The sequence below is a fragment of the Nodosilinea sp. LEGE 07088 genome (assembly GCF_015207395.1).
In the GTDB taxonomy this organism is placed as follows: domain Bacteria; phylum Cyanobacteriota; class Cyanobacteriia; order Phormidesmidales; family Phormidesmidaceae; genus Nodosilinea.
Genome location: NZ_JADEWX010000066.1, coordinates 1 through 21,783, shown reverse-complemented (window position 1 = coordinate 21,783; position 21,783 = coordinate 1). Strand labels below are relative to the sequence as shown.

General features: G+C 56.0%; 16 protein-coding genes and 1 pseudogene. 11 read left to right on the top strand and 6 right to left on the bottom strand.

Annotated features, from left to right (window positions below):
• Window positions 1-150 precede the first annotated feature (150 nt).
• Window positions 151-600, bottom strand: coding sequence for a nucleoside-diphosphate kinase (gene ndk, locus IQ254_RS15625; protein ID WP_193967087.1), 450 nt, complete (start codon window positions 598-600; stop codon window positions 151-153).
• Window positions 601-713: 113 nt separating this feature from the next.
• The gene (locus IQ254_RS15620; RefSeq protein WP_193967086.1) at window positions 714-1,322 is read right to left on the bottom strand and encodes a hypothetical protein; all 609 of its coding nucleotides are present in this window, start codon (window positions 1,320-1,322) and stop codon (window positions 714-716) included.
• 41 nt (window positions 1,323-1,363) lie between these two features.
• Between IQ254_RS15620 and IQ254_RS15615 the strand changes: the two genes are divergently transcribed.
• The 8 genes and pseudogenes from IQ254_RS15615 (at window position 1,364) to IQ254_RS33695 (ending at window position 11,739) form a co-directional block, all read left to right on the top strand.
• The gene (locus IQ254_RS15615; protein WP_193967085.1) at window positions 1,364-1,873 is read left to right on the top strand and encodes a hypothetical protein; all 510 of its coding nucleotides are present in this window, start codon (window positions 1,364-1,366) and stop codon (window positions 1,871-1,873) included.
• Window positions 1,874-2,008: 135 nt separating this feature from the next.
• Window positions 2,009-2,872 (top strand): PHP domain-containing protein, encoded by an 864-nt coding sequence (locus IQ254_RS15610; protein ID WP_193967084.1) that lies wholly within the window; start codon window positions 2,009-2,011, stop codon window positions 2,870-2,872.
• Window positions 2,872-6,477 (top strand): CAAX protease, encoded by a 3,606-nt coding sequence (locus IQ254_RS15605; RefSeq protein ID WP_228040770.1) that lies wholly within the window; start codon window positions 2,872-2,874, stop codon window positions 6,475-6,477. The genes IQ254_RS15610 and IQ254_RS15605 overlap by 1 nt, the downstream gene beginning before the upstream one ends.
• Window positions 6,478-6,725: 248 nt before the next feature.
• Window positions 6,726-8,054: a FecR family protein gene (locus IQ254_RS15600; protein ID WP_228040769.1), complete on the top strand. Its 1,329-nt coding sequence runs from the start codon at window positions 6,726-6,728 to the stop codon at window positions 8,052-8,054.
• Window positions 8,055-8,177: 123 nt separating this feature from the next.
• On the top strand, window positions 8,178-9,350 hold the full coding sequence (locus IQ254_RS15595) for a M20 family metallopeptidase (protein WP_193967082.1): 1,173 nt from the start codon (window positions 8,178-8,180) through the stop codon (window positions 9,348-9,350).
• A 541-nt stretch (window positions 9,351-9,891) separates the two neighbouring features.
• A complete protein-coding gene (locus tag IQ254_RS15590) occupies window positions 9,892-10,437 on the top strand; it encodes a hypothetical protein (protein ID WP_228040768.1) in 546 nt (181 codons plus the stop codon).
• Window positions 10,438-10,463: 26 nt separating this feature from the next.
• Window positions 10,464-10,997, top strand: a complete 534-nt coding sequence (locus IQ254_RS15585; RefSeq protein WP_193967081.1) for a hypothetical protein — start codon at window positions 10,464-10,466, stop codon at window positions 10,995-10,997.
• A gap of 486 nt (window positions 10,998-11,483) precedes the next feature.
• Window positions 11,484-11,739 (top strand): annotated as a pseudogene (locus tag IQ254_RS33695) (hypothetical protein).
• A gap of 201 nt (window positions 11,740-11,940) precedes the next feature.
• On the opposite strand, the gene IQ254_RS15580 reads toward IQ254_RS33695, so the two are convergent.
• Both IQ254_RS15580 and IQ254_RS15575 read right to left on the bottom strand, forming a co-directional pair.
• Window positions 11,941-12,708 (bottom strand): hypothetical protein, encoded by a 768-nt coding sequence (locus tag IQ254_RS15580; RefSeq protein ID WP_193967080.1) that lies wholly within the window; start codon window positions 12,706-12,708, stop codon window positions 11,941-11,943.
• Window positions 12,709-12,900: 192 nt separating this feature from the next.
• Window positions 12,901-15,219 carry a CHAT domain-containing protein gene (locus tag IQ254_RS15575; RefSeq protein WP_193967079.1) on the bottom strand — a complete coding sequence of 773 codons (2,319 nt, stop codon included), beginning with the start codon at window positions 15,217-15,219 and terminating at the stop codon, window positions 12,901-12,903.
• 309 nt (window positions 15,220-15,528) lie between these two features.
• On the opposite strand from IQ254_RS15575, the gene IQ254_RS15570 reads away from it, so the two are divergent.
• The 3 genes from IQ254_RS15570 to IQ254_RS15560 all read left to right on the top strand — a co-directional run bounded on the left by IQ254_RS15570 (window position 15,529) and on the right by IQ254_RS15560 (window position 17,771).
• Window positions 15,529-16,095, top strand: a complete 567-nt coding sequence (locus tag IQ254_RS15570) for a sigma-70 family RNA polymerase sigma factor (RefSeq protein ID WP_193967078.1) — start codon at window positions 15,529-15,531, stop codon at window positions 16,093-16,095.
• An 8-nt stretch (window positions 16,096-16,103) separates the two neighbouring features.
• Window positions 16,104-16,904: an anti-sigma factor gene (locus tag IQ254_RS15565; RefSeq protein WP_193967077.1), complete on the top strand. Its 801-nt coding sequence runs from the start codon at window positions 16,104-16,106 to the stop codon at window positions 16,902-16,904.
• Window positions 16,905-17,129: 225 nt separating this feature from the next.
• Window positions 17,130-17,771 (top strand): hypothetical protein, encoded by a 642-nt coding sequence (locus IQ254_RS15560; protein ID WP_193967076.1) that lies wholly within the window; start codon window positions 17,130-17,132, stop codon window positions 17,769-17,771.
• Window positions 17,772-18,208: 437 nt separating this feature from the next.
• On the opposite strand, the gene IQ254_RS15555 is transcribed toward IQ254_RS15560, so the two are convergent.
• Entirely contained in the window at window positions 18,209-19,372 is a 1,164-nt protein-coding gene (locus IQ254_RS15555) for a phage tail protein (protein WP_193967075.1), read from the bottom strand.
• A 35-nt stretch (window positions 19,373-19,407) separates the two neighbouring features.
• Entirely contained in the window at window positions 19,408-21,765 is a 2,358-nt protein-coding gene (locus tag IQ254_RS15550; protein ID WP_193967074.1) for a putative baseplate assembly protein, read from the bottom strand.
• Window positions 21,766-21,783: the final 18 nt, after the last annotated feature.

Below are 21,783 nucleotides of genomic sequence, written 5' to 3'. Positions count from 1 at the left end.
ATCCAGCAGAGTTCATCGGTCGGTAGAACGGTTGCCTAGGCAGCCTGTGGGCGATCGCCATAACGGCTAAAAAATCAACCTCGCAACAGCCTTGAGCGGCTGTTGCGAGGTTTACCCGTTGCTGAGTGAGTGCCGCCGCGCCCCGAGAAATTACTCGTAGAGCCAGCCCTGAGCAGCAGACTCCCAGCTCACCAACTCAGCGTCGCTAAACCACAGAGCAATTTCAGCCTGGGCGGTTTCGGGCGCATCCGAACCGTGGATGATGTTGCGGCCAACGGTAACCCCCAGGTCGCCGCGAATAGTGCCAGGATCGGCTTCCAGCGGTTTAGTGGCACCGATAATTTTGCGGGCCGAGGCAATTACCCCTTCCCCTTCCCAGACCATCGCCACAACCGGGCCGGAGGTAATGAAGTCAACCAGCCCAGCAAAGAAGGGGCGCTCGCGGTGCACATCGTAGTGCTTTTCAGCCAGCTCGCGGGGGACGGCCATGAATTTCATGCCCACCAGGGTAAACCCCTTGGTCTCAAAGCGGCCAATGATGTTGCTGATCAGGCCGCGCTGGACGCCGTCGGGCTTGATCATTAAAAAAGTGCGTTCCATAGATACCTGTTCCTAGTTGCGTGGTGAAAGGGTGATTTGGTGAAAGACCTCTACTATGCTCAGAAACGGTGGCCACTTTGTAAAGGATTTGGCCAAAGTTTTATAGTTGCCGCTTAGAACTTGAGCACAGGCCAGTAGCGATCGCGCTCTGCATCATACCGCCAGCCGCAGCCATCGGGATCGCGATCGCGACTCCAGTGCAGCAGGTCGGGGGTACTGCGCCGAATGGCCAGATCGGTTTCGGTACAGCTCAACCGCTGGGCCAGATCAGGCGCCGTCAGCCAAAAATTGTCGGGGGTTACTCCTGCCGCTGAGGGCATAGACGGGGGGCTAACCGCTGCGGGAGACCCATGGCGAAACGTATAGAGCACGTCTCCAGCGGGGGTCGGTTCAAAGTCACCCCAAAAGTCTTCAGCCCGCTGATCGAGAAATTTGCGGGCTTCGCTGCCGGTGATCTGGGCCGCGATCGCAAAGTCGAGCACGCTAATGCGCCCCCGATGGGCCGCGATCTGGGCATAAAATACCTGGTGCAGTGCCCGTTCGTGCGCCCGATGACGACGCCAGCACCAAACCCCAGCCCCTATGCCCGCAGCCGCCACCAGCCACGGAAACAGGAGCTGAATCGCCAACAACCCCACCAGCACCAACCCCGCCAGGGCCAGCGCCACCGTCAGACGATATTCAAGCCCGGCACCGGGGCGATGGAAAGGCCGCAGGGGCATATATCCTCAGAGTTAACCGTTCCTATGCTGCCACAGTCGCCATGCTAACCTTTGCCACCCCCGACGACGAGGCCCGGGCCGCTCAGCTCATGCAGCCCTGCCTGATTCGCATTGTCGACAACATTCGCAAGCACACCGAAGCGATCGACTGGCGCAGCGAGTATCTAGAGCAGGTGCGCTGGCCCGGCCATGCTACGGCTGATCAGCGCCAGCGCGTCCGTGACCTGGCGGCTCAGCTCGAAGGGGCTACCCCCGAGGCCGCCGAAGCCCTTCGACAGCAGCTTAGCCAGCTGCCCACCCCGACGCCGGCCTACGAACTGCGACTTACCCAAGGCGCTAGCGATCGCCAAAACGAGGCCCCTCGCACCGCTACCCTCGATGTCTGGGAGCTGTGCTTTGGAGTTTGTTTTCGGAATTACAAGCCCCATCAGCCCGTTTCAGTAGATGCCACCCTCCTCGACAGTGACGGCGAAATCGACTGGATTACCCTTGACGATAAGGCAAAAGCTCTAGTGAAACAGGCCATTGACCGGGCTACCGCAGCCGGTTAGGCCGCCCAATACGGCACAATAGAGCAGTATACGTTGCCCCCTCGGCCCACTGCGGAGGTCAGCGGGGTGAAATGATGTCCAGCTCTTGGGCTAGACTCAGTTGCCGACCTGGACTTGGGATCTTTTTTCTTCAGCATGCTTGACCTGCACAGCCACACGACCTTTTCTGACGGCACCTTGACGCCAACGGCGCTGGTAGCGGCGGCAGTGGCCGCCGGGGTCAAGGCCCTGGCCATTACCGACCATGACACTCTGGCTGGCTGGGATGAGGCCGTTGAGGCTGCCGGCGATGCCCTGGAGATCGTGCCAGGGGTAGAGCTGAGTACCGTAGAAAATGGGCGATCGCTGCACATTCTTGGCTTTTACCCTAACCGCACGGCCCTAGAGCCGCCTTTACAAGAGCGCATTGCCGGTCGTCACCGTCGTGCCCAGCAGATGGTCGATAAACTCGGCGAGCTGGGCTATCCGATTGAGCTACCGCCCATGCGCGGCAACATGGCTCCTGGTCGGCCCCACATCGCCGCCGCGCTTGTCAAAGCCGGACATGTGGGGTCTAAGCGCGAGGCCTTCGATCGCTGGCTAGGCGACCACGGTCCAGCCTACGTCCAGTATGAGAAATTTTCCGCTGCCGCAGGCATTCAGCTGCTGCGAGACTGTGGAGCCGTACCGGTGTGGGCTCATCCCTACTTATTTAAGGGATCGACCGTAGCTACCCTGCTGCCCCAGCTAGTCGATGCCGGACTGATGGGGGTTGAAGTCTACCATCCTCACCACAGCCCCAGCGATATGCGTCGGCTAGAAGAGCGCTGTCGCGATTACGGCCTGGTGATGACTGGCGGCAGCGACTATCACGGCCCCGCAGAGACCAAGCCGGGGGCCCCAGCCAAACGCCAGCACGACAGTGCTATCGGCCTTAACCAGCTCAACCTATCGTTAGCGTTGCTGACCCCGCTCAAGCAGGCCGCGACCAGACTGCAGGAGCTATTGCCTCAACCGTGATGATGATGGCCTCTGGTGGGTATACCCTCGGGTACTTCCTGGGGGTACTATCGCCCCTCGATTCTGAAGCCTTGCCAGGGCTGCGCCAGTTTTTCGAAAACTCGGGGCTGGTGGTGGTGTTTATGGCGGGCCTTTCCCAGGCAGTTGGCCAGGGGATTATTTTATTTGTCAATCGGGTCAAGCCCCTCCGCTTCTTACTCAGCCTCGTGCTGTCGGCGCTGCTGTTTGTAGCAGGCTACCTGTTTTGGTCGTTGAGCATTTGGTTTGTCAGCAGTTGGCTGCTAGAACAGCCGATCGCCTGGTTAGTGGTGAGAGATAGCTTGACCTTGAGCTATGCGCCCCTGATGTTTAGCTTTTTGGGAGCGATGCCCTACCTCGGTATGCCTTTGTTGCGGCTGCTTTCATTGTTCAGCCTGACGCTGGTGGTGCTGACGCTAGCTGCGTTGGCCAGTCTCCCTGTCTGGCAGGCAGCGGTACATGTGGGGCTGGGCTGGCTGGTGTTACAGGTACTGCAACAGACGGCGGTGGGGCAGCCCATCGTTAACCTGGGACGCCAGCTCACGGATTGGACTGCGGGAGTCAAGTTGGTAGTCGATCGCAGCCAGCTAACTACATTGGTCGAGGCTAACCCTCTGGGGGCTGGTGGAGCAAACGAGAGGGTGACCAAACCCCTCTTACCCAAAGCCCTGGAGACTATATGGCGTCCCCGATCGCGGCGACTTATCCTCCTGTGGGGCTATATGGCCTTAGGGGTAATGGCTTTGGCGGTAGCCCTCAGCCTCGAGCCGCTACGAAATCTAATTGCCGGATGGTATGACACCAGCCGACCGACTCGCTGGTTGGCTGACTTGATCTGGGTAGGGGCGATCTCCCTGGTGGTAGCCGCCATGCTCGCGCCCCTAGAGGCCTTGGGCTGGTGGGCGGGTTGGTATGGCGAAGGGTTTGACAGCGATCGCCCGCTGCTGCCAGAGCCAGCCGCCGCTACGGCTTCGCCCCCACGGCGCTTTATTGTCTACCTCGATGGCATCAACCAGGCTACCGCCGACTACCAGCCCACGGTTTCTCGCTACCTCGACGAGCTCCACCGACATTTGCCTAGCGACATCACCCTGGTCAAAGGGTTGATTCCCTACTCGGTGTTAAATCGCTCGCTGACCGAAGATCGCCCCTTAGCCTTCTTTTGGCGAGGCATTGAAGCCCTCTCCCAGCGACTAGGTACCTGGGTTGGGTTGATCATCAATATCCGCAACGTGTTGATTGTGGCGGTCTCCGCCGATCAACGCTACGGCCCCATCTACAACCAGGGAGTCGCTCAGCGGGTCTTCGAAAAATTGGTGCAGGTCGGCTACCCGACCACCGGGGGGGTTCCCCTCACGCTGATTGGCTACAGCGGCGGCGGGCAAATCGCCCTGGGTATTTTGCCCTTTCTGCGCCGGGCGCTAGGTGCCCCGGTCGAGGTGATTTCCCTAGCTGGGGTGATCAGCGGCAACGTGCGGGCACTCGATGCCGAGCAGATTTACCACCTGGTCGGCACTAAAGATCCCGTCGAGCGGCTAGGGCCCATCATGTTTCCGCGCCGCTGGGCGATCGCGCCCCTTTCCTACTGGAATCGGGCTAAACAAAAGGGCAAAATCAGCTTTATTTCCCTGGGCCCGGTGACCCACCAAGTGCCCGGCGGGGTGCTCGACGATCAGGCCTTTTTGGCCGATGGCCGCAGCCACCTGCAGCAAACCCTCGACTTCACCCTCGATATCTTGGTGGGCGACCTGCGCCAGCACCTAGATATTCAAAAAATTCAGGTGGTCAATTTCGGCAACTACTATCACTTTCAGGGGGCCGCGTTTAACCACCCCAGCTACTACCCGGTGCAACAAACCCTGACCTCCCCCCGGTATCGGCCCGTAGGTAACTGGCTAGGGCGGTTGATTTTGCCCGAGTCTGACCAACGCCTCGATCGCGGCGGCGTTTGGCTAGAGTTGCTTCATACCCCCCCGGCCTATCGCCACTGCCTGGGCCAACGAGTGCCCTTACGCTGGCAGTGCGACCCTGACCTGACGTCACGATTCCAGGCCGTTACCCGCGACATTCACCTCAGTACTGAGGCTGAGGCCTCCCACCGCCAGGGTTTGATCTTGCCCACCCGCCTCAATCACTGGCGTTTGGTCACACCACTTGAGTCGCTGGCCGGGGCTCACCCGGTCGATGACATCATTGTCAAACTGCCCGATCCGGTGACGGTGGCAGAGGGTGGTCTCACGCAAATCCCAGGTCACGCTTCTATCCCCAGCCTCGCCCTCACCATTGCCCACGAACCGATCCAAATCTCTGGCCTCTACTATGCCCTAGTGAGATTTACAGCCCCGGTAGATAATGCCCGCGATCGCTATCGAGTCGTCCACTACAACCCAGCTAGTGAAGCCTTTGACGGGTTAGAAGAAACCGTGCGGCTACCCCCAGTGGTTGTCGATGAGAACGGCGTCGGGCCATCGACCAGCTGCGCTCTAGAGCGATCGCCCCTCAATACAGCCGGGTGGTATATCCATGGGGCCCAGGGCCATGATGGAGAATTTGTAGTGCGATCGCTGCGGCCCCGCCGCTTATTTCAGCTGCACCCCGATCAGATAATCACTAACTCTCGCCAGGGCAAGCAGCATCTGCGCCGTGAGTCATGGCGCAACTTAGGGGGCAAAAAAGGAACCACCGAGTCGGTGCTGATCGACCCAATATCGTCCTCCCCTGAGGCCGCACTGGCCCCATGGCAAGCCGGTGATCAAGCGCTACTAGTGCATGTTTATGGGGGCATTGGTGGCGTCAAGCGGGAGCCCGCCGCCAAAAGTCCAGTTTACTTTGGCCACTTTGCCTATGGTACTGCCACGGTAGTGCGTGAGCCCCTCACCAACGAGCTGCAGTTTGACATTCGCTATCACCAGGTCTACACCCACAACCGTCGTGGCTTAGTTGCAGGCACCCTGGATTGGTCACTGTACATGGGCGATCGCCAGTGGGGCTTTGCAGGCACTCGACCCGTATCCGATATCTTGATTAAGCTACCAGCCTATACCGAGCCCTTTGAATTTGCCCGGTTTTCCTGGGCTGCCCTCGACGATCTGCGGGTAGAACTAGAACTCATGACCGCTCGTTACCGCACTGGCGATGGCACTGGCGTCACCTACGTTGGCCCCGCCAACAACTGTGCCCAGGACTCAAATCAGGCCATGTACGCCAGCATCATCCACCTAGAAGCTGCTGTCGTAGCCCATCGGGCTAAAATCCAAGCTTGGCAATCGCGCCACCCGCAGCAGGCCGCACAGTTTCAACAACTGCTGAAACTCCGCCGCGCCATCCAGCAAGAGCTTTTACCCTTCGGCAGCGCCCGAGCCGACTGGGCCGATGAACGGGAATCGCTGGGCAGCAATCTGTCAGACTTTCCGCTCAAGACCTTAGGTCGTGGTCTGCTGAGTTGGCAAACTGTCTTACCGCGCAGAGCTAGCGACACGATGACTCAGCTCTGTTTACGCCATGGGGCCGCCCTATGGGTACTGCGCACCAACCAGATCGGCGGACATGACCCAGACATTGAGCCCCTAGCCCCGGTTACCATCTAGGTATGCGAGGCTGGGCATTGTGTATGAAGATGCCATAAAGTATAGATGGAGAACTTTATGAGTTTCTTACGGATCTGTTATCACAAAGCAGTAGGTGCATAACGTTTTTGCAGGGTGCGACCGAGTTAATCATATTCCTGATGTTGTTATTGCGTCGATGTAGAGGCTGTGTCAACAGGCCTGCTCTCACGCGTATGAATCCACAACAAATAGCCTAGACGTTAAAAAGCTGTTACTGCGGTTACACCATGCTAAAGCTCAGCGAATTGGCCAACCAGGGTTTAGGAAAGGTTGGTTCTGGAGTCGTTGGATTTGTTTCTCTACTGGCTACAACACTCCCAGGTCTACCTGCAACAGCCAGCGTGCCTCTAACTCGGGCAGATGTTGAATCTCTGCATAATCGAGTTGAGTTTATCCCCCGAGGTCGCACACCCAGAGCGGCTAGAGTATCAGACTTCCTAGCCGTAGGTGATGCTCTGCGAACAGCTCGCTTGTCTCAAGCCGACCTACGCTTCAACGACGGCTCCCTAGCTCGAGTGGGCGAGCGTGCCACCTTTCAATTTGTGCCCAACACCCGTAATTTTCGACTGACCAACGGCACCATTTTACTGCTCATTCCGCCTGGTCGAGGTCGGACAAATATCCAAACTCCCAGCGCTGTTACCGGTATCCAGGGTTCAGCAGTAGTCGTACGGTATATCCCTGAGAGCGGTCTGACGTTAATCATGGCCCTGACGAATAACGTTGCTGGGCCGATGACCATCACAACCAGCAACTGTGCTAACGGCGGAGCTGATGCCTGCAATGCGTCTGAGCACGCCCTTTATGCTGGCCAGATGGCCTTGATCCAAAACGGCCAGGTACAGTTGGTGGAGTTTGACCTGAAGACGTTCTATGAGACTAGTCCTCTACTAGAGGGTATGGAACTAGATAACGCTAGTGTTGAGTCGCCCTTGGGGGCTGCCCTCGAACAAGTACGCCAAGAAACCCTTGAGGCACTAGAGGAGCAACTTCCCTTTTCTGAGGGGATGACTCTGAATCCGGCCATGATTGGTCTTGGTTCGACCGGTCAGCTGACGAGCCAGCAGCCCTGGCTACTGTCACCATCCGGCAACAGCGCTTCTCCCTTAACTACGCTGACAGGTGTGCTGACCCCAGGCCAGTCGCTGGTGACTAACATCACCCAACCTTTAGGAGAGGCTCCCCAACCGATACCGATACCGACGCAAAATCCTCCCAGTGCTGTTTCCACCCCTGGTGTAGGCAGTTCCCCCAGCCCCGTTCCCACTGCTCCGGTTAGTGGTGGGGCCGGTATTGGCGACGGCGGTATCGGTGGTGGTGGGGTAGATACCGGGGCTGGTGGCGGTTCCGGCGGTGGCGTTGGCCCGGGTGGTAACAATGGCGTTGGCGTTGGCGTTGGGGGCGACCCCGGCAATAACAATGGCGTTGGCCCGGGTGGTAACAATGGCGTTGGCGTTGGCGTTGGGGGCGACCCCGGCAATAACAATGGCGTTGGCCCGGGCGGTAACAATGGCGCGGGTGGCGGCACCGATCCATTTGTACCCCCCAATAAATAGGCTCTGGTTTTGCCGAGGTACTCTCTCAAATCAAGGGGCACTGTTGATAGGGTTGGTGTAGCGTTATACATCAAGGTCGGCCTGCTTTAGGCTAAACGTGGCCATTACCGACAGTGCGGTTCTATGCTGAGTCAGATTCAATCTGTTGTTAAAACAATTTCACCTCGCCTGATTGAGATTCGTCGCCATCTCCACAGCCACCCTGAACTCAGCGGCCAGGAGTATAAAACAGCGGCCTATGTAGCCGGGGTACTCTCGTCCTGTGGGCTGAAGGTGCAGGAATTAGTGGGCAAAACCGGGGTGGTGGCCGAGTTGCCAGGGCAGAGTGACCCGAGAATCTTGGCCGTTCGAGCCGATATGGATGGTTTACCCATTGCCGAGCGGGTCGACTTGCCCTTTGCGTCAAACCAGCTGGGGATTATGCATGCCTGTGGTCACGACGTACACACTACTGTGGGTCTGGGAACAGCGATGGTGCTGGCTCAATTGGAAGCAAAGCTGCCGGGTACAATTCGGTTTTTGTTTCAGCCTGCCGAGGAGACCGCCCAAGGCGCGCGCTGGATGATTGAAGACGGTGTGATGGCAGGGGTGGCAGCAATTTTAGGTGTTCACGCCTACCCTTCGGTGGCAGCCCAGATGATTGGTGTTCGATATGGGGCGTTGACTGCCGCTGCCGACGACTTAGAAATTTTGATTGTCGGTGAATCTGGCCATGGTGCGCGTCCCCACGAGGCCATTGATGCGATTTGGATTGCAGCCCAAGTCATCACTAGTCTGCAACAGGCGATTAGCCGTACCCAAAATCCACTCCATCCGGTTGTGCTGACCATCGGCCAAATTCAGGGCGGGCGGGCACCCAATGTGATTGCTGACACAGTTAAGCTGCAAGGCACGGTGCGATCGCTACACCCCGACACCCGCAGCCACCTGCCCCAGTGGATTGAGTCTATTGTAGCGGGGGTGTGCCAGCCTTACGGCGCTAAGTACGAGATCAATTTTCGTCGAGGAGTGCCCTCGGTGCTCAACGACCCAGACCTCACCGAGCTAACCGCCCGCTGTGCCAGTGAAGCCTTGGGCAGCGAATGCCTACAAATCATCCACGAACCCTCCCTAGGGGCCGAAGACTTTTCGCTCTACCTAGAACATGCCCCTGGCACGATGTTTCGTCTAGGGGTGGGCTTTACCGACCGACCAATCAACTACCCGCTGCACCACCCCAAGTTTGAGGTGGACGAATCTGCGATCGCAGCGGGCGTACTAACCATGGCCTATGCCAGCTACTGCTACTGGCAGTAGCTGGCATAGACTAGCGACAATCTAGCTGATGCGCTCACAACATCTAGTACTCTGAGGCGGAAATAACCCAGCTGTTTACTCACGCGGAAACCCTTATGAGGCCTGGGGTTCCCGTTCTGCCTTCTGCCTTCTTACTTCTGCCTTTCGGTACTAGCTGTCGCATTTGTAGAACCCCAACGGCCATTCCTTGGGCCGCCTTTAGTTCACGCTTTTTGCCGATGGCTGAAACCTATGGGCGATACTGGACTCGAACCAGTGACATCCTGCTTGTAAGGCAGCATCTCATAGCTCAAAAGGATTGATATATAGTCGTTTCACGGGCAGCAAAATTCACTGATCTAAATCTGATCTAATTGAAGAGCCATTATTCAGACCTGGTCAGTTATGGAAATGATGTTCAATAGATAATTATCTATTGAACTTAAGTCTTTGATAGAAGCTTCTAGTTGTCAACCTTTCTGACGTTAGCTGGCTTACAACTGCCGCGGCGGCTCGGTCGGTGAACTCTATGGTGATGAGGAATCGTGGAACCCTGTGATCGATGATCCAATGTCCTGTACAGCTCCTCAGCGGCCAGGGGCAAGTTGTTAGTGGGCTGATTTGCACTGTGCAACAGCGCCATGAGGATGACTTTCAAACCACCTGGCAAGGCATTCTGGATGTAACAGACCAGCCCGATGCTGGATGGATATGGGACTACAAGCGTCGCCAGTCAGAACAGGAGAACCGCTATGAGGCCTATGCGCTGGAAGCTGAGGCACTGACCCAGGGGCTCATGTTCCTCGAAACTCAATGGCACCGATCGCAGGTGCAGCCATCCTCCGGTCTGGTTTATGTGGAAGCCCTGGCCTCTGCCCCCTGGAATCGGAGCAGTCTGGAGCAGCCGCCTTTTTTCCAGGGCGTAGGGCGATCGCTCTTGTTGTTTGCCCGCCAACGTAGCCTGGAACTGGGATACGGAGGACGAGCCGGACTCCATGCCCTGCCCGAATCGGAAGCGTTCTACCACCGGCTGCAAATGCCAGATTATGGGGCCGATCCAGAGAAAGAGGGCTTGGTATACTTCGAGTACGGCGCGATTCAACCCTGAACGGTTCAGTACCCCAAATTTCCCCTATGGATGAGCGCAGACTAGCAGAACAATTCGCACAGACCGGCAACCTGATGGATCTATGCGCCAGTGAAGCCTGGCTGTGGGAATCAGCGCAGGTAGAAGTGGATTGTGGCGGCAATGTCGAGGCTGGTTTGGCCTTGCGAGACTATGTTGCTCGCTTGGGTTCGCCCACAATAGAGCAGCTTCAGATGGTCAAGCTGCAATCCATTCTGTTTACAGAACTCCGCGCCTGGATGGAATCTTGGCAGCTGGGTTTGAGCTTCGAGGCCACCTACACCGAGGCCCGTCGGCTCATTCGCCACCATCTTCAGCATCTCAGCCCAGAGCAACAAATCTGGGCCAAGTCGCTACTCACCGTTACGGAAGAAGACCTGGCTTCCGATCAAGGGCTGAGTCGCTCCCGGGCGATCGCGATGTTGAGCAACCTGTTAACCCAGGATGACTGGCAAATCTTAGCCAACACGGCTGCCCAAGGAATGGCGGCCGGGGTTCTTCAAATGCAACAACTTGATGTCGTGAGCGCAAAAGCCAGCTAAGCAGCACCGCTCGACTGAAGTCAATCTTGGAGGATTTAGTAGCGGCGGTTAGAGGAGGAGGGGCGATGGCCCTTCCGGGCCGGTCTTTGACCATCGCATCCTCTCTAATTACACCAGTACCCATGGATATTGAGCAGGGGGTAGCGATGGATGGGATGAGCTAGGCGACCTCGGAGACATCCTCAACGACTAAAGTCAGACTAATGAGAGGTTAGCGCCTGGTTGCTGACCTCTCATCTCTATTTCACCCCTGTCGCTACTGCTGAGCCATAGGGGTTGATTTCCATGGCCAAAATATTTTTATGCTGATAAATTTTTAAGTATTGCAAATTAATCGGCATTAGATCAGCTATCGCATTGCTGGCTCCCCTACAATGACAACATCAGTACGGTGCAACGTCGAATAATAGTCATGGGCTGCACCACAATTCTCTACCAACTCTGTTTCGGGCTTTATCCCTGTCGTTAACCCAGGAGTTGGGTGCCATGCTTCTTTTTGCCAGCAAACGAACCGCATCGGAACGGCTTAACTTGAGTTGCTCCACACTAAAAAAATATATCGCCTTCAGGGCGACTGGATTGAGGGCATTCACTGGGTACGGATCAACAGCCGCTGTGTCCGCTACAACTTGGAGTTGATCCAGGACTGGCTGCACAATCGGGAAATCCAGCTGCCCACATAAGGGCGATCGAGACTTATCAGCAGGGACTACTGAGCAACCGAAGAAGGAAGCACAAATGATTCACCTGTCGCTCTGCCTCCCTAAATACCGTACTGTCACTACGTTAAACAACACTCCGGACAGTTTTTGACAGACAACGGCAGAATAAGGGTTTCAGCCCTCTTCCAGAGTAGTTTAGCCAACGAGAAATTTAGGGTTTCAGCGGTTGCTTGGAAAAGTGTCCGGGCTATTGCTTAAAGCGATTCACGAAAATGTCCAAATTAAGGGGTTCCGCAGACTCGATTGGGAATTTGGCTTTGAAACTTCACCAGTAATGTTGAGGGGGCTTCCACAGAAAAGCTCATTTGCATGGCATCTGCCCACATCTGACGATCAGCAAAATATTGAACCTTCGCAGCTGCGATTTCTGCTGCTGTTGCGCTTTGATTCGCCATGTCTTCTTCTACGGACGCAAGTTCTGCGGTGATTGCCCGTTGCTCGGCCAGCGCCATGACCCGAAATGAGCCTGAACCCAACGAGCGATCGTGACTATCGAGCAGGTGCCACACGTAGATTTGCTCTGCCTCTAGAGCCACGCCGTCATAGGCTAACTGCTGCAATCGCCAGGGCGATGCGGGCGTGGTTATTGATTCACGGTCGATAGGAAGCCTCTGGCTCCAGACTACAGTCTGGCTGCTGGGCAAAACTATAGCGATCCGGGCGACACTACTGCGAATCTCAGGGGCTAAAAACTTCTCGGCCCAAACAAAGTAGGGGGCGCTGCTCCACACCTCGCTCACGCTTTTATCGGTGCTGCTGGGGGTAATGAGGCAGAGCAGCGGATCGCGAGAGGTAGCGGGTTTGGGATCTTCGGGCGGCGGCGGCAAGGGTAAGCCAAGCCAGGCGGATTCAGGGGATGCCCTCAAGCCAGCATAGACCAGGTGAGTAGTGGTGAGGTGGTTGGAATTAATACCCTTAAACCCGCTTAATAGAAGAACTAGAGTAGTCGCGCCCATAAACGCAGTGGGGACTTTGTAATCGAATGCCATGTCTTTCCTCCTGATGTATTGAGCGATGGTCTGGACGATAGTCAGGATCTGTATTTGTTATTTCTGGAAACGCAACCCGCGGTGCAGACTTAAAAAAAGCATGGACTGCCACAGCCAATCCGCCTTAATGCTTCTCTGGTGGCGCTTAGTTTGGAGCAGCACTCGACTATGCAGGGGCAGCAAGGGTGTCTGCTACCTGGCCTCTCCCAAGAGGGTGAAACCAGCCCAGTCTTTGGGATCTGGATGGGTTCGCAGCGTCGTCAGCATGGTCTGCCGCAAAGCTTGGGCTTTATCGAGAACAGGATAAGTGGGGCTTATTGGCAGGGTGAGTGAAACGATCAGCACTGAGGTGAGCGAGAGTAAACCTAAAGCCATGAATCGATAGTGACGGTGCTTAAAAGACCAACTAAGCCAGGCAAATCCAGCACTTAACAAACCCAGCCACGGAGGTAAACTCCCTACGCCGCTAGCCATGAAGCGGGTCGGGGGCTGCCAGTAGTGATAAAAGTCCTGCATCAGGGCGGCGGTGGGGCGATCGCCCACCGGCCATAGCGACGTCAAGACACTGGGAACCCCGGCCATCATCATGGAGCGGGCCAAACCCACAACGCCATCGCTGTTGATGATATTACTGGCTCCTGTGCTGCATCCGCTTAACACCACTAGCTCAGCCTGAAGCTGCATATCTACAATGTCGTCAGTGGTGAGGTTGCTAAAGCCCTTGACCGAACTGGCTAAGACAATTAGCCCCCCGTAGGTCTCGTCCAGCCCGTTGGGGGCGGCATGGGTTGCTAGGTGGATTAAACCAGCCTTGGGCATTTGCTCAATTACCGCCGCCTTGGTAGCTTGTCTGCCTAGCAGGGGCGTGGTATTGAAGCGGCGAGCAATGGTTTTAGCTTCTTTCTCAGCGGCAGGTAGGTCATGGGTTGGGTTACCCACCACTAACGCCGTGGTGATTGCCTGCTGCTGTTGCCGATGCGTCAGCTGTAGCACCTGAATAGAGGGGGTCACCCGTAGGGTGTGGTGCTCAATCAGGTAGGTGCCGTCGGGAGCTTGCAGGGCCGCAAAAGGGACTAAGAATAGGGAGCCGTGGGGTACAAAAACAATGTGGTCATTGGGATTGGAGGGCAACAGGTCTTGAATCGGCGCGATGAGGATTTGGTAGAGCTGTTGCAGACTATCTGCAGGAACTGAAGTCGTGGCAGTATCGGTATGCCGACTACCTGGGGCTACGGCGGAGTCAATGGTAGGGGCTAGCTCGCCCAGTGGAGAAGTCAGTGAGCTGAGGTCTACCTGTCGGAAGGTAACGGTGCCCGTGGGAGAGATAACCCAGCTATACAGATGCTCATCGGGGGCGATCGCATATTCGACCAGCGTAGCGTCTTGCTCCTGGGCGACCTGCCGAATGCCCGCTAGGGAGATGGGAGCAGCTGTTGCAACAGCTGCCTCAGCGTTGGCTGAGCCAGAACGCTGGGCCAGCCGATCGACCAGGGCACGGGCCCGGCCCCGCTCGGCAATTTCTAGCGCCGCGGCGGTTTTGCCCTGGGCGACTAAGACCCCTTGCAGGGTTTGGTAAGGATTGGTCAGCGTTTCAAAGAGAGAGAGCTTTTCTGCATCCGTCAGGGTAGGGCGGAGAGACTCAAATACGGTAATTGACTGACGCAGGTAGGTTTCGGCCTCGGTTAACTGGTGACTACCGTAGAAGGCATACCCTAGATTATTGAGCGCCAGGGCCTCGCCTCGGTGGTTGCCGTTGGTCTGGGCGAGCTGTAACGCTTGCCGAGAGTAGTCAATTGCGTTCGGATAGTCTTGGCGCGCTCCGTAAGCGCTGGCGAGGTTGATCAGCGCACTGGCTTCACCCTGGTGATCGCCCAGTTCTCGCGCAACTTGCAACGATTGTTTAGCATAGTCGATGGTTTTGAGGGGCTCCCCCAGTGACCAGTAGGCACTGGCTAAATTGATCAGTGCATAGGCTTCGCTCTGACGGTCGCCCAGAGCCTGGGTCATCTGTAACGCCTTCTCGGCATGCTCGATCGCCTGGTCATACTGCCCCTGCAAACGGTAGGCATTGGCTAGATTGATCAGCGAGTAGACCTGAGCTTGATGTTCGCCCAGGTCTTGAGCCAGCTGCCAGGCATGCTGAGCCCGATCGATGGCCTGCGAATATTGCCCAAGCGCTCCGTGGGCACTGGCCAGATTGATCAGCGCATAGGTTTCGCCCTTGCGATCGCCCACTGCCTTAGCGCTGTCTACTGCTTCTGTGCAGGTGGCCAGCATTCGGGCATAGCTAGCCTCCTGAAGGAGCTGAAAACAAGTTTTTGTCAGGCGATCAACCTCACTTGTTTGTACCTGGGCTGGAGAAGTTTGAGCGATCGCCGTGGAGTTGTAGTTCACGGAAAACAGCAATCCTCCACAGAGGCAGAACAGGCCGATCCCTATCCCTATCCAGCGACGAAATTTTCGCTGCTGCTTAGCATAGATTCCAGACGTTAGAGCCCATTTTGTACTCATTAACGCAGTCCTCCTCTAGGAGCCGTGAGAGAACTCATCAAATAGTGCTCTCTGAAAGGAGTACACGAGCCACTCGCGATTGGATTTAAATCGGCAAATTTTTTCTGCGCACAGAACCGAATCAGTATGGCTAGAGGTGACAATCCTATACCCTAGGGACGTTACATCTCGTCATGGTTCAGCATAGGGTCGAGGAGAGCTAAACCACATGGTGCATAAACAGCGCCGTCAGGCTACCTACTTAATAGTTAGAGCCATCACAGCCGTTTATAATTTCTGACGATAGTCGCTTTCCAGCCCGGTTGACCTATGGAGCGTATCGACTCGAGCACCCCAGACGATGAACTGGTTCACAGCCTACGGGCTGGACATCAAGACGCTCTCGGGATTTTGTACGAGCGCTATGGTCAACTCGTCTTTAGCGTTGCCCTACGCATTCTAAACCGCGCCGATGAAGCCGAAGACCTGACCCAGGACATTTTTTTAGTATTTTGGAAACAGGAAAACTTTCAGCCGGAACGAGCGGCATTGAGCACATATTTAGGCGTATTAACCCGATCCCGCGCGCTGAACAAGATCAGGAGTCGTGGCAGTCGGCGGCGATCGGTGGAGCGACTGCAGCAGTCTGCTTATAACGAGTTCTCACACCCCTGTCCGCTAGAGCAGGCTACATTACAAGAGCAGCGTCAGCTGGTACAGCAGGCGGTGACCCAGCTCCCTAATAATCAAAAGCAGGTGCTGACGATGAACTACCTTGACGGCCTCAGCCATGGAGAAATTGCCCAGCAGCTCAACATGCCCTTGGGTACCGTTAAAACCAACGCCCGCCAAGGACTGCGACGGCTGCGACAAACCCTAGGCGAGGCCGTCGGCTAGGAGGATAGATGAGTAACCCCAGCGCACTCTCAGAAGACGATCTAATTTTGGTGGAAGACTATGTCTTGGGCGAGTTGAGCCCCGAGGCCGCCGCTGCCGTTGAGCAGCGCATTCGTAGCGATCCGATGATGCGGCAAGAGCTATGTGCCTTGCAGGCAACCCTACGTCTGCTTCCTCAGGCGGTACCTATAGCTGAGCCGTCGCCTGACCTGGGCGATCGCATCATGTCTGCCTACACCCTACGTAATCAAACTCTCGCTCCCGCTAATCGACCTGAAAGCCCATCTCCCCAATTGACAGGTCATCCTATGACCCGGCCCACTCTACCCTGGGGCAGGGTCGCGGCGGGGACGGCAGCCGCTTTGGCCCTGCTGCTGGGGGCAGACAACCTGCGCCTGCGCCAGGCCCTTAGCGAGGCTGACCCTCCCCAGGCTGAAAGCGTAGCCACTATTTTGCAGCAGCCCAAGAGTCGTCTCGTTGCGCTACAGGGCGAGGGCAATGCGGCCGCCGATGCAGCGGGCACGCTGTTGTTTACTCCCGGTCAATGGCAGCAGGTAGTGGTTTCTTTGGGTAATCTACCCCCCGTACCCCCCGAAGAAATTTACCGCATGTGGCTCACTTTGGAAAATGGCCAGGTGATCTTTTGCGGCGAATTCAACACCGATGCGCTAGGGAATATTTTTGTCGAGCTGCGTCCCAATGAAACGGTACCCCAAGGAGTAAAAGCTACCGGTATCTTTGTCACTGTCGAATCGACCTCTGCACCCCTAGAGCCGACCGGCGATCGCGTCATGGCGGGTAGCATCTAGCCTTTGGCTGCATATACGTAGCCAATTCTGAGCCATTGGTACCGGTCTAGAAACAGCCCGCAGAAACGAAGTTTTCATCATTTGTAAACCAACATTACGTCACCTGCATAATCCGCTTTCTGCATCTGACTACCTATGTGTGAGTGCCACCGCACCACTTTTGCTGAAGGGTGTGTGAATCTCACTGATGTTCGAATCATTCAGCATGAGCATAGGGGTGAAAAAATGACATTTGAAGATGCGATTTTGGTCATTGAATCAGCTTTGGCTCCAGAGCAGTTAACCAAGCTGCAGAAAGCTATTCTACGCCACGTCTGGAATGATGAATCTTATTTAAAGATATCGTTCGAATTGCAATACAACCATGGTTATATCAAAGATGTAGGGGCAGGGTTGTGGCGGCTGATCTCCGATGCGTTGGGCGAGAAAGTCAAAAAACATAACTTGCGCACGGCTCTGGCACGATACCAGCAGCGGCAGACGGGCTCGACTTGGGCAAACGCGATTTCACCCAACCAGACTAAGCCAGGCCAAGGCAAGCCAAACCATGTTTTGGAGACAAGTTTCTTTCAGAGCCATTTGGAAGAGTCTAAGACTCTTTGGCAATGGATGATGCAGGAACAGCGCCCCGTTGTTGCTGTCTTTGACGTAGCTCGTCTAAACAAAAAGTCTATAGAAACAAAGCCTGGAGACCAGGCAAAAGCTCCTATCGCTGGGGATTTTAGCTCAGATAACGTTCTGCAAGACATGCTGAAATCCCTAGAACCTGAGCTAAGTTCACCGCCCCTTGAGCAGCCCGAAGTGCTGATTACCCAACTTCTAGAAGCGCTCAGCCAACGGCAATGTCTGCTGGTATTTGCGGCTTAGACGTAGGGAACTTAGGTGTCACCGTAAGCCGAGACAAACTTGAGCTTGGGGAATTCAGGAGTCAGGAGCTGGAATGCCGCTAGCTCCTGACTCTTAGCTTCTGACGACTTTCGGCGCAACCGTCCTGCTTTAAGCTGATACCCAGAAAGTTTAGCAACTGTCCTCAACAGCTGAACTATGCCCGATATTGTCGCTCACTTAGGTCTCTAGCTGAGTGCATCCCGGATTTGCAAATTCATCTCTCTGAGGGCTGGTTAACCTGTTTCTCCTATGACGACGGAACTCCATAACGGATATCTTGCTCCCAAATAGATTCCCACTTCCGTGGGAATACCCCAGACACTTGTAAAAGTGGGATGCCCTCCCTGGCTCCCTGGCTCCCTAGCCCCCAGATCCCCAACCGTTGGCACTAGTCGTTAAACTTACGGCCTAGTCTACTAGGCTTCGTTGTATTCCACATTGAGGTCATAGGTACAGTAGGCGGGCTTGACCTGTTCAACAATATCTTTCAGTAGGGCAAAATCTAAACTCTGTGGAGGGGCCGGCCTCAGCGTAACGCTGAAGTGGAATGGTCGCCCGCCTCCCAACATGGGCATTTGAGCAAATTCAACCCGGCCCATGACAAAGCCAGTTTGATAATTCTCAACTACGCTGATACGTTTCTGGGCTTCAGGGATGGTGTCGTCTTCTAGCGGCAGGCCGGTATAGATGTGTAGAAAGAGCCTGAGGCCATATCGGGTGCCGCGCCAGCGGTAAAGCTGCACCGCATGGCGTAGCAAGCGGCGTTGTTGAGGTATCGACCAGCGGCGGTCGAGGGGCCAGGCAACCCAGTGAGCCAGAAATGGCAGCAGCGCCTCTGGGGCAGTAAGGGGGTCGAGGTAGGCCCAAAGACTGTCGGCGGTTTGTACGGTTGGGTCAAAGGCCTGTTCGATCAGGGCCAAAAAGCGGCTGACAACCTCTGAAGACTGAAATATGGCGGGTAGAAAGGTCGTGTAGGTACTGCTGGGTCTAACCTGGAGCTGTAGGGGGCGAAACCCAGCTAGTACGATCTGAGGCGGCCCTGGCTCCAAAATAGCGGCGTAGAGAGAAATTTCTGCGACATAGTTCAACGGCAGCCGGTGTTGACGCTGATTGATAGCGGTTTGCTGCTCAAAATAGTCCTGAGGAACGTGAAAATAAAAGGTTTTTTCGGCCCGATCGCCGTGGCGAATGGCGGTATATTGGGCGGGGCGATCTTCTGGAAAAGACTCTGCTTCAGAATGATGCCGTTCGGGGGCAGATGAGCTATTTACGCGCAGAAAATCAGCAGCGTCAGGCACCCCTGCCGAGGGAGCAATACCGGCTTTCTCGGATAGCCAATCTGCAGGGAAGTTGCCGGTTATAGCGACATACCAAGCCAATCGATGGTGCCGGGCTCGGCTCTCAATCTGTACCGATAGGGTTCCGGGTTGGCCAGGTACCAGATGCAAACTTGGGGCTGAAACGATCAGATCTAGCGTAGACGAGTCAAGCTTATCGGCTTTAATCCAATCTTCGGTATCGGCTACTTGCTGCGGTACTAGGTGCAGCGGCAGGCTGGGGTGTTGGCGAGCTTGGGTCATGGTAGGGTAGGTTGAGTTGACTCAAGGAAATACGTTTAGCGATCGCGCGATTCAAACTGAATGCTGTGCCCCGACAGCAAAGCAGGATTATGCCAGGAGCACAGCAGACCCAACTCGCCCGGATCAACCATCGAATCGGGTAGGCCAGAGCGCTGCCACCCTCGCTCGCCATGCTTACGAATGCCAAAAAGATCTACCTTACCGACATAGCTGACCTCGGGTAGATCTTGCAGGAGCGCCACAATATCCGAGCGATGGAGGGGCTGCCCCAGCGGCCAGCCACGACCGCCAAAGCTGCCGGTGATGGGGTTGATAAAGTGATAGAGGTTTGCCACTAGGCGCTGGCGCACGACCTCTCGCATTGTCGCCGTGTCGTATTGAGGCTGGAGCAAAATCTCGGCTGCGACCTGCACGCCCACGTAGGTCGGGCTCTCTAGTCTCACTTGCAACCCCAGTGCCCTGTGGTGATCGATGGCAGCTTGAATGTGCTCCAGGGTTTTAGGGGCGATCGACTCTAGAGCGAAGTAGCGATCGGGGTCCATACCATCGGGGAAGTCTCGCCCCAGGCTGACCGGCTGGATACGGTTGACGCCGTCGGGCCTAGGCACAATCAATACCTTTACTACCCCAGGAGTATCGGCTTTCGGAAGGCAGTGAGCCCGGTATACCGATGGATGAGCGCGCAAGACAATGTTTTCAAAATCCTCAGGAATTACGGCGGTTTGGGAAGTGCGTAAAATTTGCGGCACCCGCAGCACCGCTTCGTCTAGCGATTCAGCTTCTTGTCCACCAGTCGCCGGGCTATAGTTGACCACCCGCTGAATGTAGGGAATCGCTACCTTCATGACCGAGAGGGTGCCTGCCTGCACATTGCCTCGGCTGCCACCGCCAACTCGGTAGGCCGACATGTAAATCTCAGCCCCTAGGGGGGGGACTTTGCCGTACTGCCGCTTTTGGTCGGGGCTGTGGTCATCGGCGATGGGGAGCAGAGCATCAAGGTGAGGGGTCTGCTTACCCCAAGATTGCAGCTGCGATCGCTGCTGAGTCATCGCTTTAATTTGAGATGGCTCTCGCACCAGCGGCCCGAACTGTACCGTTCCAGCCTGCGAGTCAATCAGGTAATGGCGATCGCTTGCCCCCGAGCCGCCAAAATCAGTTACTTCCTCCCAATCCTCCACATCGCCGTTCGGCAGGCGCAAACGAAGGTGCTCGCCGGGCTGCCGAGAGAGTACCGGACACCCTTGAAGCTGAAAGGTTTGACCCGGTTTACCGTTGCTAACCCCCAGCTGCTCGTCCTTTAGCCGAATGCATTCTGTCGCGCTCACCATGCCGCCAATGGAACGCACTCCTAAACGGGTAATCGCTGGAGAGTACAGGTAGAGATTTGAACGGTGCTCAGGCTCTGTGTAGGTGCAACGAATCCAGTGTCCGTAGCAGCCGGTGCCAAAATCTACCCAAGGCAACTTTTGGGGCAAATGGAGGGTCACATCTCCTTCGCCCTGGTCTGATGAAGTGGGGTTTGCACCTCGCTGGCCGTGGAAGCTAAACCCTCTAGTTTTATCATCCTCAATCTGCCGCAGAATCGTTGCTTGCCAACCTTCGCCATCCCAAACGGTCCATCTAAGTGGTGGATTGGTCGGGTCAATACCCGTGGTTTCGGCAATTCTGCCGCAAAAATTGAGAGCGACTACATTACCGGCGATCGCATCCTCGGGTTGCTCCATAGGGTCAGATGTCTCGGTCTGAGGCCACTCGCCCGAGATATCGGTACCCACCTCAGTCAAGGGGCGAGCCGGTGACAACACCAGATAGAAGCAATTCCCCACGTCCCGATCGGCAAATAGCCGCAGGCCATCACCATCGCCCAGGCGCTCAAGTTGGGGGACACCCTCATTGACACGCACTTCCTCAATAAAGGATTGGTCGTCTATACCGACATCGCTCGTCCGGGCTGCCGTAAATAACCCCCGAATCTGCGGTTGCCCGATCACGAGATCGCGATCGGTGGTGAATACCACCGCTGGCTCAGTTTCTGTACGCACCGTTGCCACTTCGGTATAGGTAGAAATGACGATCGGCTGGGTCTGAGCCTTAGATAGATAAAAACTTAGCTCCACCTGGGCCGCTGACGGCGGCTGCAGCCGAATGCCCAGTAGCTCTAAAAACGCCACATAGTTGCGGCGCGGCACCTGGTTAAACCGCATCAGCATCTGATCGGTCATCCAGGCAAATAGCTCAATTAGCGTTATGCCTGGATCGCCAGGGTTATGGTTCGTCCACTCCGGGCAATAGCGCGGAATCCGCAGCATGCATTCCTGCACCAGATCGTCAAAGGTGCGATCGTCCAGATTGGCCTTGGGGAGGTTGGGGAGGAAGTTAAATTCGCGAGTCATGGGAGGGGAGGGAGAGAG